Annotated in this window: 13 protein-coding genes; 12 read left to right on the forward strand and 1 reads right to left on the reverse strand. The window is 50.0% G+C overall.

Annotated elements, in window-relative coordinates; genetic code table 11:
• Positions 1–93 precede the first annotated feature (93 nt).
• The 3 genes from C7R93_RS07125 (at position 94) to C7R93_RS07135 (ending at position 2,328) form a co-directional block, all read left to right on the forward strand.
• Positions 94–963, forward strand: a complete 870-nt coding sequence (locus C7R93_RS07125; protein ID WP_106838161.1) for a putative RNA methyltransferase — start codon at positions 94–96, stop codon at positions 961–963.
• A gap of 120 nt (positions 964–1,083) precedes the next feature.
• Positions 1,084–1,836, forward strand: coding sequence for an RNA polymerase sigma factor (locus C7R93_RS07130; protein ID WP_106838162.1), 753 nt, complete (start codon positions 1,084–1,086; stop codon positions 1,834–1,836).
• 78 nt (positions 1,837–1,914) lie between these two features.
• Entirely contained in the window at positions 1,915–2,328 is a 414-nt protein-coding gene (locus C7R93_RS07135; RefSeq protein WP_106838163.1) for a VOC family protein, read from the forward strand.
• 122 nt (positions 2,329–2,450) lie between these two features.
• On the opposite strand, the gene C7R93_RS07140 is transcribed toward C7R93_RS07135, so the two are convergent.
• Positions 2,451–3,680 (reverse strand): hypothetical protein, encoded by a 1,230-nt coding sequence (locus C7R93_RS07140; protein WP_208637795.1) that lies wholly within the window; start codon positions 3,678–3,680, stop codon positions 2,451–2,453.
• Between the two features lie 768 nt (positions 3,681–4,448).
• Between C7R93_RS07140 and dpaL the strand changes: the two genes are divergently transcribed.
• From dpaL to C7R93_RS07190, 9 genes are all read left to right on the forward strand, one after another.
• Complete coding sequence (gene dpaL, locus C7R93_RS07150; RefSeq protein ID WP_106838164.1) at positions 4,449–5,693, forward strand: diaminopropionate ammonia-lyase; 1,245 nt, start codon at positions 4,449–4,451, stop codon at positions 5,691–5,693.
• A 116-nt stretch (positions 5,694–5,809) separates the two neighbouring features.
• Positions 5,810–7,591, forward strand: coding sequence for a sigma-54-dependent Fis family transcriptional regulator (locus tag C7R93_RS07155; protein ID WP_106838165.1), 1,782 nt, complete (start codon positions 5,810–5,812; stop codon positions 7,589–7,591).
• 101 nt (positions 7,592–7,692) lie between these two features.
• The gene (gene lepB, locus C7R93_RS07160) at positions 7,693–8,250 is read left to right on the forward strand and encodes a signal peptidase I (RefSeq protein ID WP_106838166.1); all 558 of its coding nucleotides are present in this window, start codon (positions 7,693–7,695) and stop codon (positions 8,248–8,250) included.
• A gap of 98 nt (positions 8,251–8,348) precedes the next feature.
• A complete protein-coding gene (locus C7R93_RS07165; protein WP_106838167.1) occupies positions 8,349–9,845 on the forward strand; it encodes a helix-turn-helix domain-containing protein in 1,497 nt (498 codons plus the stop codon).
• A 163-nt stretch (positions 9,846–10,008) separates the two neighbouring features.
• On the forward strand, positions 10,009–11,679 hold the full coding sequence (gene hutU, locus C7R93_RS07170; RefSeq protein WP_106838168.1) for a urocanate hydratase: 1,671 nt from the start codon (positions 10,009–10,011) through the stop codon (positions 11,677–11,679).
• A 5-nt stretch (positions 11,680–11,684) separates the two neighbouring features.
• Entirely contained in the window at positions 11,685–12,959 is a 1,275-nt protein-coding gene (hutI, locus tag C7R93_RS07175) for an imidazolonepropionase (RefSeq protein WP_106838169.1), read from the forward strand.
• A 72-nt stretch (positions 12,960–13,031) separates the two neighbouring features.
• Positions 13,032–14,372 (forward strand): YjiH family protein, encoded by a 1,341-nt coding sequence (locus C7R93_RS07180; RefSeq protein WP_106838170.1) that lies wholly within the window; start codon positions 13,032–13,034, stop codon positions 14,370–14,372.
• A 74-nt stretch (positions 14,373–14,446) separates the two neighbouring features.
• Complete coding sequence (locus C7R93_RS07185; protein WP_106838171.1) at positions 14,447–15,085, forward strand: pyridoxamine 5'-phosphate oxidase family protein; 639 nt, start codon at positions 14,447–14,449, stop codon at positions 15,083–15,085.
• A gap of 157 nt (positions 15,086–15,242) precedes the next feature.
• Complete coding sequence (locus C7R93_RS07190) at positions 15,243–16,067, forward strand: aldo/keto reductase (RefSeq protein WP_106838172.1); 825 nt, start codon at positions 15,243–15,245, stop codon at positions 16,065–16,067.
• Positions 16,068–16,088: the final 21 nt, after the last annotated feature.

Below are 16,088 nucleotides of genomic sequence, written 5' to 3' on the forward strand. Positions count from 1 at the left end.
GGTGCAGATCAACATAATCCCGCATTTTTCCGAAAATGCTTGGGGTTTATTTGACTGTGCCTTTTTTCATTCACCGAAATACGAATGAATGGGGTGCTTTTTTTGATTTCTACTGCTATCTCCTTACATGCGGAGATTTTTCGTTGTCCAATCTGCCAGGCGTCTATGCACAACGTACCTGCGACCAGCTTGGTATGCAACAATCATCACAGCTTTGATTTATCGAAGCACGGCTACGTTCACTTGGCTGCGCGAACCTACAAAACAAAGTATGACAAGCAAATGTTCGCAGCGAGAAGGGCGATAGGGGAGCAAGGTTTTTTCGATCCATTGTATGCAGTGTTGAGCGAAGTCATCCTGCATACGACAGAGCCCGAGGAAAACCAGATGTATGTACTGGATGCAGGATGTGGCGAAGGCTATCATCTGACGCAGGTTCGGCAGAGAGTGATGCAAACAAGCCAAATCCCCTTTATCGGAGTGGGTGTCGATCTCGCCAAAGAGGGAGTTATGCTTGCGGCGAAGAGCGATCCAGAAGTAGTTTGGTGCGTCGGCGATTTGACGAAGGCGCCGTTTGCCGACAGACAGTTCCATTACATTTTAAATCTGTTATCTCCATCCAATACGGATGAGTTTCATAGACTATTGGCTGATGATGGACGCATGATCAAAGTCATTCCAGCGGCCAACTATTTGCGAGAGTTACGAGAAGCCTTATATCAAGAGACACCGAAAACACAATATACGAATCATCGTACGATCGACCACTTCCAAGCCAGCTTCCAGCTAATCGGCAAGGAAAGAGTTCAGTATCAGTTCCGACTGGATGAAAGGAGTCTTTCTTCCCTGCTCCAAATGACTCCATTGGCATGGGGGGCGGCACCTGAGCAGTTGGAGAGGGTGTCTGACTTGGCAGGAGTGGACGTGACGATAGACTTGGTTGTGTTGATTGGTAGGAAATAACGTAGCGACTGTCCAGAGCGGGAAAAATCCGTTCTGGACGGTCGTTTTCTTTTGTTTGACAGCGTTCCTTATTTTATTAAAAATAAGTATGAATAGTCAGAAAGGTTTCGGAGGGATCGTATGGGGGCGGATCAAGATGAGGCTTCCTTTTTGCGCGTAAAACCTTTTCTTGCAGATATCCAAAAGCATTGCTTGTCCCTCACGAAAAACGAGTGGGATGCGCAGGATCTCCTGCAAGAAACATTGACGAAGGTGCATCGTTCCTTGCAGAAGACTCCAGACAGAGAACTGACCAAGGCATTTTTGAGGCAAATTGCCACGAATGCTTGGATCGATCATTGTCGGAAAGTAAAGACGAATGAGCATCCCGCCCTGTTTGATGAAGTGATCTATCTGCATCAGTCCACTGTATCCGATGCGTTTGTGCAGAGAGAGGTGTTCGAGCAACTGGCTGATCGACTAAATGCCAGACAGATGGTACTGATTCTCATGATGGACATTTTTTCGTTTACGGCGCAGGAAACAGCCACATTGCTGCATACGACAGTAGGCGCTGTGAAGGAAGGGGTGAAGAGGGCACGCCAGCGCTTGTTCATGTTGGCAGAGCAATCCAGACAGGCTGAAATCCCATCCAGCAAAAAGAAAATCGACAAAGCTGGCCGTCGTGATTCGTCCGGATTTGTATCAAAAGAAGGGTTCGAGCAATTTTTGGCTGCCTTTCGTGCTGGGGATCCCTATGCGATTTGTCAAACGTACCTGCGCCTCGCCGAACAGGGCGTGAGCGTGGAAAAGGTTTCGGTAGCAGGCGATCGTCTTTTCTTTGCTGTTCGCGACCCGGATGGACATTTGCTGCATTTTTTTCAGAAATGGTAGAGGTACCCGTTTCTTTTTGTTCTTTTCTTTCGTTCAAGAGTGAGAACGTACATATTTGAAATAAAGGAGCGAACACAAATGAGTATTCATGTGCGTAATTTTGCGGTTGTACAGCTGCCAGTCAAAAACTTGGAGGTATCCATAAAGTGGTACCGCGATGTGCTCGGCATTCCGTTTACTTTCGAATTTTCAACTGGAGACAATGAGGCTTGGTTGAACGTAGGTGGAGTAGGTCTCGGACTCATTCGTTGTCCAGAAGTTCCGTGTTTGGACTTTACCGATATGGCAGGACAAGACCAGCCGATCATCTCTTTGCAGGTAGACCAAATCCATGAGGTTTATGAGGAGCTGAAAAGCAAAGGAATCGAAGTAAGTGAAATGACGTATAAGCGAGGCGGAGGCTACAGCTTTAGATTTCGTGATCCAGATGGGCATTTGAATCACCTATGGGGTGGATGGCCTTCTGCTGAGGATGAAGAGAGAAACGCTTAAGTCATTCTGTTCGAAAAAGCCACATGTGAGAGTTAAGCAGGTGGTTATGACCAGCGAACTCAAAAAGGGCCATCCCGCAAAGGATGGCCTTAAAACCTGCTATCAACATTACTTCACTTCATTCAGTAATCGCGTGCTGCGTCGAACCAGCGTTGAGCCGTCTCCTCCGTTATAGGCTGGCCGATTAGGTGGTCAGACTGGCTTAGTTGCCACACAGCTTCACCAAGGTCTTCTCGTTCAATGGTTTCGATACCTTTGAGGGAGTTGAAACGCACGGTGAAGGCGGTAATGGCTGCCTCCGCATCAGCAAGGCTGCGGGCTTGGGCCAAGGCCGCTTGTGCAACGTCATAGGCTTCATTAGCCAGCTTGGCCAGACGTTTAGGCCAGGACGAAAATGGGCGGCCAAACTCGGTCGTCCACCACTCAGGCTTCCGTAATTGGCTCACGGAAGCGTAGTCAGTCCACGGGCGGGTCTTAGCTCGCGTTTTCATTTGCTGCCTCAGTCGCTTGCCCGTAATCTCCTCCACGTTATAGGCGATAAATCTGTCAAGCAACGGCCACACATGTAATGGCGGCAAGTCACCCAGATCAGGCATGAAGCGCAGCTCCAAATTCGTTAACTGGGTCTGACCAGCTAGCAGCTCCAAATCGCAGAAATTCCCCCACAAACTCAGTGATGTAAGATTCTGAAATCGATCTAGACACTCCAGCGAGATAGGCTGCGCCAGCGGTTCGTTTCGAAGTGTCAGGCACGTGACCTGGTGCAGCTCGCCCAGATCGGGTAGCAAGAAGGGATCATTATTCTTGCGGCGGCTGGTTCGTGGCTTCAGTGAAAGAGAGTATGGCATGTCGCCATCGACAGAGAAGCGCGATAGATCGCCAGCTACACTTAGACGGAAATATTCAAAGACCTGGTGCTTCGGGAGTTTCAGATGCAAACGGCTTTCAAACTGGTCCAGTTCGATAGACAAATCGTGCAATTTGGAATGGCTGGCGTCCACGACTATGTCATTAGGCAGGATCGGAACCCATGACATTGCTTCAATGGGGCGTTCTTTGGCCCAGTCGAAGAAGCCCGTGTCGCTACCTGTGTAGTACAGAACTCGCGGCCAGGGCGATCCAGCTGGTGTGGCAAAGGAATCGAATACGTTCCAATTGATAGGTGTATAGGGATCGATGTGCAGGTCTGCTTTATTGCCCAATTGTGACGGTCCAATGGAGAGGCTCCCTACGCCGGGCTTAAGAATAAGCGTGTGGCTCTGTGGGCCAGTCAGGTCGATGGGATAACGACCATCTTCTCTAATAGAACCAATAGGAGAACGAGATTGCTTATGAATTGGCACTTCCTTCATCCTTCCTTCTTTACTCCTGACTTCTGCGCTATGTATCAGCCATCTCAATACCTTGGAGCTTAATAAAAATATAGCATATAAAACCAAGACGAACTTGTAGTTGTTTAGGATAGCTGCTTTTGGCCGCGGTGGAGAGAAGAATATTTCCAGTCTACGCTCCGGGCTACGTCCTACTAGGAAGTGGACACTGTCCGCTCCGCAGCGATTTGCGGGGAAATGCAAAAGTGGTAGCCGCTTCGTCGCGTGGGCACGTTGCATTTCTTTTGCCCGCAAATCACCGCAAAGCTGGGTTGGACTTCGAAAGTCGCTAGGACTGGAAATATTCTTCTCTGACGTAGCTAATTGTTTACTCAATCTTTCAAAGCCTATCTGAAAACCATCCGCTCGCAAGGAAACAGGAGAAAAAAGCGAAGATCTTTGGGGCACCTACCGAGGCGCAATGGAAAAAGCGAAACACGCCCTTAAGCGTCCACCTCTGAGAAGCATCCTTGAGCCTCTACTTTGGACGCGGTTTCGCTTTTTCCATGGAGCCGTGCAGTCAATCCCCCTAGCTGGTGACCCAAGAAGCTGGAGCGTTTTCTCCTGTTTCCTCCCACCACAGCAGCTGGAATAATAAGTCTCAAAAGAAGACTTTTAGTATCAATTTGATACAATAGAATCTCATTTTGATACGATTGCCACCGAAATAATAAGCCATCCACGCCTCACACCGTTGGCACGATCCTTGCTTTATCAAATAGGTGAAACCACCCGAGGAGGAACCCATCGATGGATAAAAGTAAGAGACCACCAATCTACGTTGTGAAAAACAAGAGAAAGAATAACGAGAGTTCATATATTCCTACCTATTTGACCGCAAAAGAAACCCGTTTTGCCAAAGCCTTTCACCAATCTCTCACAAACTACGAGCCAACACCCCTCGTTACGTTGCCTACATTAGCACGTGAGCTGGGCGTAGGACAGGTACTTGTAAAAGATGAGTCCAAGCGATTTGGCCTCAATGCCTTCAAGGTTCTGGGAGCCTCTTACGCCATGGCCCGTTTCTTGTGCGAGAAGCTGGGGAAATCAACAGAAGAGATGACCTTTGAAGCATTATGTTCCCAAGAAATGAGAGACCGAATCGGAGAAGTCACCTTCGTCACCGCGACAGATGGCAATCACGGACGAGCAGTTGCATGGGCGGCTAAGGCACTCCGGCAGCATGCCGTTGTTTATTTGCCCAAAGGCTCCGCCCAGCAACGCGTAGCTGCGATACGCGAGGCCGGCGCACAAGCCCACGTCATCGATGGAAACTACGATGAAGCCGTGCGTCTCTCTGAACAAATGGCCAAAGAACGTGGTTGGCAGGTGGTTCAAGATACGGCATGGGAAGGCTACACGACCATTCCTACCTGGATCATGCAAGGCTATACGACGATGGCAGCAGAGGCTATGGAACAACTATCAGCCCTCATCGACTCCAAACAGCCTACGCATCTGTTCTTGCAGGCAGGAGTAGGTTCCATGGCCGCCGCAGTGTTGGGACATTTCGTTGCAACGTCAGCAAACAAAAACGTAACGACTGTGATCGTCGAGCCGCATAGCGCCAATTGCATGGTCCTCTCAGCAGAAGAGAACGACGGACGTCCACATGCAGCTACGGGAGAGCTTGGAACCATCATGGCAGGTCTAGCATGTGGTGAGCCGAATCCGCTGGCATGGGAGATCTTGCAGGAGCATGCAGACTTTTTCGTCAGCTGTGCCGATTATGTGGCGGCAAACGGCATGCGTGTACTTGCGGCACCGACTGGAGACGACCCTTCCATTGTGAGCGGGGAAAGTGGAGCCGTCGGGGTAGGTCTTCTCGCTGCCTTGATGAGCAAGCAGATATATCATCAACAGCGTGAGCAGCTCGGCTTGAATGAAAATTCCATTGTTCTGTGCTTTAGTACGGAAGGTGATACGGATCGGGATATTTACAGACGCATCATCTGGGAAGGGGCATGCCGAGAAGAGGAGGATATGACAAGATGAGTGACATCTTGGTGGAGATAATTTGTGATTTTTGCAGGTGAAAAACTGCATAGGGGCTGGCCTCTCCTGTGATGCGCTATAATGTAGGCAAGAGATTGACGGGGAGGGGGAGCCAGATGCCCTTACGTGAAATTCAAGAAAGTGTCCAACAGATTGCGTCGGCAGTTGCGTCCGTTCTACGCGTAGAGGTAGAGATTGCGGACAGTCAGTTTTTGCGGATCGCAGGGACGGGGAAGACTGAGGCTGGCGTTTTGCTGACGATGGCAGGAGAGGATCATATATACCGGGAGTCTTTGCTCGCTGGGCATCCTGTTGTGATTAGGCATCCGGGGCAGGATGAGCGGTGTCGTCCCTGTATGCATTATGGAAATTGCGCGGAGACGGGAGAGATTTGTTGCCCGATTCAATTAGACAATGAAAATATAGGTGTGATCGGCCTGCTTGCTTTCGATGAGGAGCAGCGCGAGCGGTTGTTTGTAGATGTGGATGCGATTTTGACTTATTTGCAAAAAATGGCCGAGCTGATCGCCATTAAGCTAAAAGAGCACTACTTGTACGTCGAGCAGTTGCATACGGTAGAAAAGCTGCGTGTCGTCATGGATGAAATGGACAAAGCCATGTTTCTCGTCGATCAAGACAATCGGATTATTCAGGCGAACCAGCGCGCCCGTCAATATTTGCAGCTCGATCACGATGATAGTCAAACGGCAGAATGGATCGTTGCGATTCGCCGTGCAGATGTCGCGCAGTCGGCGCCAAAGCAGGTCGTTTTGTCAATCGGGCAGGAAGACAAGACATTTTTGTTTGCTATCAAGCCCATTCTACTGGCAGGAACGATCAGAGAATGGGTGATTACGCTAGATGATGTACAGGAAGTCGTGCAAATTGCACGGCAAGTGAGTGGATACTCCGAGCCCGACCCTTTTCGGATGATCGGTGGAAACAGTCCTGCGATTGTACAGGCAAAGGAAGTGGCAAGACGTGTGGCAGCCAGTGATTCGACTGTCCTGCTCCAAGGGGAAAGTGGAACCGGAAAGGAGCTCTTTGCCAGAGCCATTCATCAGGCAAGCCCGCGACATGACGAGCCATTCCTCTCGATTAATTGCGCCGCAATCCCTGAGCATTTGATGGAAAGCGAGTTGTTCGGTTACGAGGAAGGTTCATTTACAGGAGCGCGAAAAGGTGGAAAGCCGGGCTTGTTTGAGGTCGCAGGAAAAGGCACGCTGTTCCTCGATGAAATCGGGGATATGCCCATGCATTTGCAGAGCAAGCTGCTACGCGTGTTGCAAGAAAAGGAACTGTACCGAATCGGAGGTAACGGCAAGCCCATACCCTTGGCGGCAAGGATCGTTGCAGCGACCCATCTGGATTTGCAGGAGCGGGTAGACGAGGGGTTGTTTCGGTTGGACCTGTACTATCGATTGCATGTGATTCCCATCCACTTGCCCTCGCTGCGAGAACGTAGGGAGGATATACTGCCTTTGGCGAATGATATCCTTTCGGCGCATTCGAATCGGGTGGGGAAGAAGTTGCATGGCTTTTCTCAAGAGACGCAAAATGTCCTGTTTCATCACGACTGGAGAGGAAATGTCCGAGAGCTGGAGAATGTCATCGAGTACGCCGTCAATATGGAAGCAACCTCTTGGGTCCAGCCTTCGAGCTTGCCCATTCGAACGGGAATGCTGCGTGAATCTCCCTCGCATGCCGTTAAAGAAAGCCAGGGGTCCTTCGACTGGCAAAAGCCAGGACTTACGCTGAAAGAACTGGAACGAGCAGCAATCGATACTGCGATGCGGCAAATCCGGGTTAGAAACGGACGAAAAGAAGAAGCAGCTGCGCTATTAGGCATAAGTCGGGCAACGCTGTTTCGCAAACTGCGCGAGTACGGTCTCACCTGATCTTTGCTTCTGGCCGATTTTTTGGGATTGCGCGGATAATGTGGTATGATGGTTTCGATACAGGAAGAGAGAATGGTAAAAGGAAGGAGTGCCAAAAGAAAATGAGAGAAGTTTTGGGATGGATTCGATCGATAACCTTTGCTGTCGTTTTTGCTCTTGTCCTCGGAATCTTTGTATTTCAACCGTTCAAGGTTGATGGGCATTCCATGGACCCTACCTTACAAGATGAACAGCGCATATATGTGTCTAAACTATCACACACGTTTTCTTATTTGCCAGATTACGGCGAAATTGTCGTCATCGACAGTCGGGTAGAGCGAGACCGTACATTGCTGGACGATATCGTGGGGCATCCCTTGGTGTCACTGGTCACAGGTCAAGGCGATGATCACACAATGTATGTCAAGCGGGTCATCGGAAGACCAGGCGACGTACTAGAGTTCAAAGACAACAAGGTATTTCGAAACGGTGAGGCATTAAACGAACCATACATCAAAGAAACGATGGATTATGTAGCGGACGGGAAGATTACGGTTCCAGCCGACCATGTTTATGTCATGGGAGATAACCGGAATCACAGCACGGATTCCCGCGAAATTGGCTTTATTCCGCTGGATCATGTGATGGGAACCATGATCGAAAATCCTCTCAAGAAGTAAGAACGTGAAGGAGAAAAGGTTGTCCATTTATGGGCAACCTTTGTTTCATAGAGGAAGATGTCCCACTCTTCTGATAGCTCTAAAAAGGAGGACAGCTTATGCCCAGCATTTTGATAGCAGATCGGGACCAGAACGAACGAATCGGGATCGGTTGGCTCATCAACAGCTATGCCATTCCGTATGACAAGGTGCATAGTGCCGGGACTATGGAAGACGTTTTCAAAATGATGGAAGCGCATACACCGGAAGTGATCTGTCTTGAGCTGGACATGATCGGTCGCGGGCAGTGGGACCGGCTAAAGCTTCTGGTGGAACAGTATCGTCCGACCGTTGTGGTGACCACTTCAGAGGCGACGTTTGAGCGGGCGATGCAGGGGATTGGACTTTTTGCACGCGATCTATGGTTGAAGCCACAGACCCCGGAATACATCAGGAGAATCCTGACGAGATGCTGCCAGGAGCACTTGGATGGGAAGCGAATGACCGAAGAGAAGGGAACGGGATCGGGCAATAGCAGGGATGTCTCGTATCTTGACCTGTTTTTCCCCGGGCATGCACAGGCCAAGTCTTATTCGCTCATGCTGGCTCAACTGGAAGATCCAAAGCGTCATCCGGAACTCCTGCGCTTTTTTGAGGAATATCCGTTTCGCGACAAACCCGATCTATTGCCCCTAGGGGAGACCATTGTGGGGGTTTTTCCTATGGATGCTGCCGTCTCGCCTTCTTGGCTCAACCAAATTGGCAAGCGTTTGCTGATGGACTGGGAAGCAAACAATGATGCGCCACTCTTTTTGGTCATGTACGACGCAAGTAATCATGAGCAGAGCTTGAACGAAACGTATGCGGAAGCGAGCCAAGCCCTGCAAGTCCGCTTTTTCAAAGGATATCGGCAAGTGACGGTCGTGGATAATCGTGTGAATTGGACCATGATTGATCCATTTTTGACGCCCGCCGAACAGCGCGCGTGGGTGGAAATGCTGGATGAAGGCAATCGAGAAGAGCTAAAGCAGTGGCTGTATACACACTTCTTTTACAAGGAAGAGCCGTATCCGGAGCCGGGACTGTTGCGTATTCGGCTGACGAGTATTTTGGCACAAGTCAGGCGCTACATGATCTCGCATGGTCTTGACTCTGGGCCATTGGAAGAGGAGTATCACCGGGTTTTCGAAACGATTCTTTACTCGCCGATCTTGTATCGGATCGTCGTGGAACTGCTGCTGTTCATCAATCAGCTTCTTGATGCCGCTCATCATCCCAGCGACGAGTCCCGTGCAGATGTCGTGGAACAGGCGATTCGTTATATAGAAGGACGTTACACCGATCCTGCACTGCGACTGGAGGAGGTCGCACGCTATATCGACCGCAGCCCCTCCTATTTCAGTACGCTGCTCGCGCAAAAGCAAGGAAACTCTTTTCGCCAGATACTCACATCGTTGCGGGTAAAGGAAGCACGCCGATTGCTTCTCGAAACTTCCTTGTCTGTCCAAGAGGTAGCTGAGAGATGTGGATTCATCAACGCCAATTATTTCAGTAAAATTTTTAAGGAAAAGACAGGGACAACTCCACGTTTGTTACGAAATCAGAAGAAAAGATAGAAATCGAAAGAAAAGACAGATTTTTTTGTCAAACCATGAATGCGGTTGCAAGTGAATCGAAAATAGAGGCACCAAATCGAATGCGCGGTGCCTTTTTTGTATTTCTACGCTTTTTTACAATAGAGCTAAGAAATACATCCTTTTAGAAAAGCAGGTGGAAATGATGACGACGACACAATCCGTTGAGCAAATGATCCAAGCCTTTTCAGGTACTAAATTACATACAAAGGGATGGGTGCAGGAAGCGGCGTTGCGCATGCTGTTGAACAACCTTAATCCTGATGTAGCGGAGCGTACAGAGGATCTTGTTGTATACGGCGGAATTGGTAAGGCGGCACGGAACTGGGAATGCTTCGATACCATTGTCAAAACATTGCAAACGTTAGAGAGCGATGAAACACTCCTCATCCAGTCAGGGAAGCCGGTAGCTGTATTCAAATCGCATACAGATGCGCCTCGTGTGCTGTTGGCTAACTCGAATCTGGTACCTGCCTGGGCAAATTGGGAGCATTTCCACGAGCTGGACAAAAAGGGTTTGATGATGTACGGACAAATGACAGCAGGAAGCTGGATTTACATTGGCAGCCAAGGCATCGTGCAAGGGACATACGAGACGTTTGCAGAACTGGCACGCCAGCATTTCGAAGGAACACTGACCGGAACGATTACTGTTACCGCAGGCTTGGGTGGCATGGGTGGTGCGCAACCGTTGGCTGTATCGCTCAATGGTGGCGTCAGCATTAATATCGAGGTGGACCCGACCCGTATCCAACGCAGACTGGACACGAAATATTTGGATGTGATGACAGAGAGTCTGGACGAAGCGATCCGTTTGGCGGAGGAAGCGAAACGCGACAAGAAAGGCATTTCCATCGGTCTGTTGGGCAATGCACCCGAAGTGCTGAATGCCATGCTCGCTCGTGACTTTATCCCGGATGTACTGACGGACCAGACCTCCTCGCATGATCCACTCAACGGCTACATTCCCATCGGCATGTCGATGGAGGAAGCAGCGGAACTACGGGCACGCGATCCGAAAGAATACGAGTCTCGTGCAAAAGCAAGCATCGCCGAACACGTTCGCGCCATGCTCGCATTGCAGGAAAAAGGAGCCGTCACTTTCGACTATGGCAATAACATCAGGCAGGTGGCAAAAAACGAGGGTGTAGAGGATGCATTCCGTTTCCCTGGCTTTGTTCCAGCCTACATCCGTCCGCAGTTTTGTGAGGGCAAGGGGCCGTTCCGTTGGGTAGCGCTATCCGGCGATCCTGAGGATATTTACAAGACTGATGAAGTCATCCTTCGCGAGTTTTCCTACAATACGCATCTGTGCAACTGGATTCGCATGGCGCAGGAGCGCATTCAGTTCCAGGGACTGCCTTCCCGTATTTGCTGGTTAGGTTATGGCGAACGTGCACGCTTTGGTCAAATTATCAATGAGATGGTGGCGCGCGGTGAGCTTTCGGCTCCAATCGTCATTGGACGTGACCATCTGGACTCCGGTTCTGTCGCTTCGCCAAACCGTGAGACGGAAGCGATGAAGGATGGCAGCGATGCGGTTGCAGACTGGCCGATTCTCAATGCCATGATCAATGCGGTAGGCGGAGCGAGCTGGGTATCTGTACACCATGGTGGCGGCGTTGGAATGGGGTACTCTCTCCACGCAGGCATGGTCATCGTGGCAGATGGTACGCCAGAAGCAGCACGTCGTCTGGAGCGCGTTCTCACGACAGATCCAGGCATGGGCATCATCCGACATGTCGATGCAGGGTACGACCTCGCGATTCAAACAGCAAAGGAAAAAGGCGTCAACATTCCGATGATGAAGGAGTAAGAGCCATGACAAAACCTGTATGGATTCGCCACGCCAGTCAGCTTGCCACGCTGGCTGGCGGCTCCTCTTCCCCGGTTGTAGGAGCGAAAATGAATGAGTTGTCGATCATCGAAGACGGAAGCATCTGGCTGGAAGACGGCGTTATCCAGCGTGTGGGAACAGATGAAGAGCTGGAGCTTCACTATCGCGAGCGTGCAAAAGAAGCGCAAATCATCGATGCTTCGGGCAAGCTGGTCACGCCTGGGCTGATCGATCCGCATACCCATCTGGTGCACGCGGGCAGTCGGCAAAACGAGTTTAACATGCGGCTAAACGGTGCGACCTATATGGAGATTATGAACAATGGCGGCGGAATTCACTCGACTACCGCAGCGACGCGCGCGGCTACTCACGAAGAGCTGTTTGCCCAGAGCAAGCAGCGTCTGGACCAGTTTCTGTTGCACGGGGTCACAACCGTCGAGGCGAAAAGCGGTTACGGCCTGACATTGGAAGATGAGCTGAAGCAGCTGGAGGTCGCCAGACAGCTTCATGAGGCACATCCCATCGACATCGTCAGTACCTTCATGGGTGCACATGCGGTGCCGCGTGAATACAAGGAAAATCCAGATGCGTTTGTAGACGTGGTCATCGAGGAAATGATCCCGGAGGTCGCTCGTCGCAAGCTGGCTGTCTTTAACGATGTGTTTTGTGAAAGAGGTGTGTTCACCCCTGAGCAGTCGCGACGTATTCTCGAAGCAGGGGTCCGTCATGGGTTGCTGCCGAAAATTCATGCGGACGAAATCGAACCGTATGAAGGGGCAGAGCTGGCAGCTTCGGTTGGAGCGGTATCTGCGGATCATTTGCTGCGTGCCTCTGACAAGGGAATTGAACAAATGGCAGAAGCAGGTGTCATTGCTGTGCTACTGCCCGGTACGGCGTTTTTCCTGATGGCAGAGTCAGCTAATGGCAGGAAAATGATTGATCGTGGCGTGGCTGTCGCGATTTCGACGGATTGCAATCCGGGCTCGTCTCCAACGGTTTCGCTCCCTCTCATCATGAATCTGGGGTGCCTGAAAATGGGGATGACACCAGCCGAGGTGCTGACGGCAGCTACGATCAATGCTGCTCACGCAATCCGCTGCGCGCATGAAGTCGGCAGCCTTGAGGTCGGGAAAAAAGCAGATGTCACGATTTTTGACGTTCCTGATTTCATGACCTTGCAATATCGTTACGGGATCAACCATGTAAACACCGTAATCAAAAACGGAACGATTGTCGTTGCTGAGGGAAGACTGGCGTAATACTAGAGAGAGCAAAAGAAAAATGGATAGAAGTGGGGGAGACCGGCTTGTCGTTGAAATGGGGGGACATGTATGGGCAATCTTACGAACAGCAATCTAGCACCTCATCCTGGTCAGCAAGCCGTTTCCACCGCACATGTTTGGAAGTTTTTTGTTTTTAGCCTCATTGGCATTTTCGTCTTTTTTATTCCGGTTACCATTAACAACACAAGCTCGATTATGCTCGATCACATCGTGACATGGGTTCGACAAATCATGCCGGGTGCGGTACCGGTATATGCTTTGCTTGTGATAGTGCTTGGAGCCATTTATCCGTTTGTGACTGGCAGTTGGAAGCTGAGCAAAGTGAACCTCGTCTTTTCTGCGCTAAAAGTACTGGGTGTGCCAATCGCTCTGTTGATTTATTTTCAGGCGGGTCCTGCATGGCTGCTGGACAAGAATATGGGGCCATTTCTCTTCGAAAAGCTGGTGATTCCAGTAGGCATGGTGGTCCCGATCGGCTCCGTGTTCTTGGCGTTGCTGGTCGGCTACGGCCTTTTGGAATTTATCGGTGTACTGGTGCAGCCGATCATGCGCCCGATTTGGAAAACACCTGGACGCTCTGCGGTAGATGCGGTGGCTTCTTTTGTGGGAAGTTATTCGATCGGTCTTTTGATCACGAACCGGGTATTCAAAGAAGGCAAATATACGATAAAAGAAGCAGCTATTATCGCGACAGGCTTTTCCACCGTTTCTGCGACATTTATGATCGTAATTGCGAAAACATTGGACTTGATGAATTACTGGAATCTTTATTTTTGGGTCTCGCTCGTGGTGACGTTTCTCGTAACGGCAGTGACAGTGCGTATTTGGCCACTGTCCAACATGAGTGATGCCTATTACCAAGACAACGGTGATCCTGAGAAAGTGATCAAGGAAAAGCGGTTGCGCCAAGCGTGGACGGAAGCAATGGAAGCGGCCGGAAAAGCGCTGCCCTTGACGCGGAATATTTGGGAGAATTTGCGGGATGGCTTCATCATGACCATGAGTATTCTTCCGTCTATCATGTCGGTCGGCTTGCTCGGGTTGGTGCTGGCCGAATTTACCCCTTTATTTGACTGGCTGGGCTACTTGTTTTATCCGATTACATGGCTTTTGCAAATTCCAGAGCCGATGCTGGCTGCAAAAGCGTCAGCGATCGAAATTGCCGAGATGTTTTTACCTGCGCTGCTTGTGGTAAAAGCTCCGCTGGTCACCAAGTTTGTAATTGCAGTTGTTTCGGTTTCTTCCATCCTGTTCTTTTCAGCGACGATTCCCTGCATTTTGTCCACCGAGATTCCGATTAGTATTCCAAAGCTTCTGTTGATTTGGGTGGAGCGTACGATCTTAACCCTGCTGTTTGTGACCCCTTTGGCTTTCCTGCTTCTGCCCTAAGCATGAAAAAGAGAATGGACAAATATGGTATGATGGTGGCAGGTTCGAACAAGCAGAGGAAAGAGGGGCTAGTCATGTCAGGATTCGGAATTTTCCGTGATGTTGTGACGTCAGAACAACAACTGCGCGAAATGGTCGGAGAGCCAAGTCGTCTCGTACAGAACAAGGCGATATCCCAGCTGGATGATCATAGCCGCAAGTTTATTGCCCAAGCGCCATTTGTCATCATTGCCACAGCAGACAAAGATGGTCATTGCGATGCTTCGCCACGTGGAGATGCGCCTGGCTTTGTGCATGTCATCGACGATCATCACCTGGTCATTCCCGAGCGGCCGGGAAACAAGCGGATGGACTCCATCACGAACATTTTGGTCAACCCGCAAATTGGGCTTATCTTTTTGATTCCTACGCTGGAAGAGACGTTCCGTGTGAACGGCAAGGCTTGCATTATTCAGGATGAAGAAATACTGGCGAGGATGGCGGTCAACGGGAAGGTACCTACGCTTGGGATCGGCGTAAAGGTAGAGGAGTGCTTCGTCCACTGTGCAAAGGCATTTATGCGCTCAGGATTATGGAAGCCGGAGTCGTGGCCGGCAGAAGGGACGACTCCTAATGTCGCGCAAATGCTGGCGGATCATGTGAAGCTTCCAGGTGTGACGGCAAAAGAAGTGGCGGAGGGCCTGCAAGACAGTTATACGAAAAGATTATACTAATGTTGAAAAAGTAACGGCAGCCATCTGTTCCGCCTGTAGGCGTACTTGCATGCATCTATTAAAGCATTCGCAAGAGTAGCAAGGTTTGCTTCATTGTGTATTTATGCTACACTTTCTTAATGTAAGTACATATCAGCGTAAGACGGGAGGAGATCCAATGGCAACATCTATCACAAATCATTCCGTTCTGAACAACGGGGTGAAGATGCCCTGGCTGGGTCTGGGTGTCTGGAAGGCAAAAGACGGAAATGAAACGTTAGCCGTCCGTTCCGCGATTGAGGCAGGTTATCGCAGTATAGACACGGCTGCCATCTACGGCAACGAAGCCGGCGTAGGCGAAGGAATCCGTCAAGCCGGGATTGATCGCGATCAATTGTTCATCACGACCAAGGTGTGGAATGCGGATCAAGGCTACGAGTCAACGCTGAAGGCTTTTGATGAAAGTATGAAAAAATTGAGCATCGATACGCTGGATTTGTACCTGATTCACTGGCCCGTAAAAGGCAAGTATGTAGATACATGGAGGGCCTTGGAAAAGCTGTACCGCGATGGATATGTACGAGCGATTGGCGTCAGTAATTTTCATAGCCACCACCTTGAGGATTTACGCCAACATAGCGAGATCATTCCTGTTGTCAACCAAGTCGAGTATCATCCATTGCTTACCCAAAAAGAATTACATGCGTATTGCAAAGAGCAGCATATTCAACTAGAAGCATGGAGCCCGTTGATGCAAGGAAACCTCGATCATCCTCTTTTGATAGAACTGGGACAAAAATATGGCAAGTCTCCTGCACAAATTGTGCTTCGCTGGGATTTGGAAAACCAAGTGGTCACGATTCCGAAGTCGATCACACCAGAGCGGATTCGCCAGAACGCAGATATTTTTGATTTCTCTCTCCATGCAGAGGATGTAGAAAAAATCTATGCCTTGAATGACAGCAAGCGATTTGGGCCAGACCCGGACAATTTTGATTTTTAAACGGACAACGATAGCGCATAA

This window comes from Brevibacillus fortis (genome assembly GCF_003013395.1).
Taxonomy (GTDB): domain Bacteria; phylum Bacillota; class Bacilli; order Brevibacillales; family Brevibacillaceae; genus Brevibacillus; species Brevibacillus fortis.

Bases quoted from the DNA above. Each gene is read 5' to 3' on its own strand.
- hutI (WP_106838169.1), top strand. From the start codon at position 11,685: ATGACAAAACCTGTATGGATTCGCCACGCCAGTCAGCTTGCCACGCTG.
- dpaL (WP_106838164.1), top strand. From the start codon at position 4,449: ATGGATAAAAGTAAGAGACCACCAATCTACGTTGTGAAAAACAAGAGA.
- C7R93_RS07130 (WP_106838162.1), top strand. From the start codon at position 1,084: ATGGGGGCGGATCAAGATGAGGCTTCCTTTTTGCGCGTAAAACCTTTT.
- C7R93_RS07135 (WP_106838163.1), top strand. From the start codon at position 1,915: ATGAGTATTCATGTGCGTAATTTTGCGGTTGTACAGCTGCCAGTCAAA.
- lepB (WP_106838166.1), top strand. From the start codon at position 7,693: ATGAGAGAAGTTTTGGGATGGATTCGATCGATAACCTTTGCTGTCGTT.
- C7R93_RS07190 (WP_106838172.1), top strand. From the start codon at position 15,243: ATGGCAACATCTATCACAAATCATTCCGTTCTGAACAACGGGGTGAAG.
- C7R93_RS07140 (WP_208637795.1), bottom strand. From the start codon at position 3,680: ATGAAGGAAGTGCCAATTCATAAGCAATCTCGTTCTCCTATTGGTTCT.
- C7R93_RS07155 (WP_106838165.1), top strand. From the start codon at position 5,810: ATGCCCTTACGTGAAATTCAAGAAAGTGTCCAACAGATTGCGTCGGCA.
- C7R93_RS07165 (WP_106838167.1), top strand. From the start codon at position 8,349: ATGCCCAGCATTTTGATAGCAGATCGGGACCAGAACGAACGAATCGGG.
- C7R93_RS07185 (WP_106838171.1), top strand. From the start codon at position 14,447: ATGTCAGGATTCGGAATTTTCCGTGATGTTGTGACGTCAGAACAACAA.
- hutU (WP_106838168.1), top strand. From the start codon at position 10,009: ATGACGACGACACAATCCGTTGAGCAAATGATCCAAGCCTTTTCAGGT.
- C7R93_RS07180 (WP_106838170.1), top strand. From the start codon at position 13,032: ATGGGCAATCTTACGAACAGCAATCTAGCACCTCATCCTGGTCAGCAA.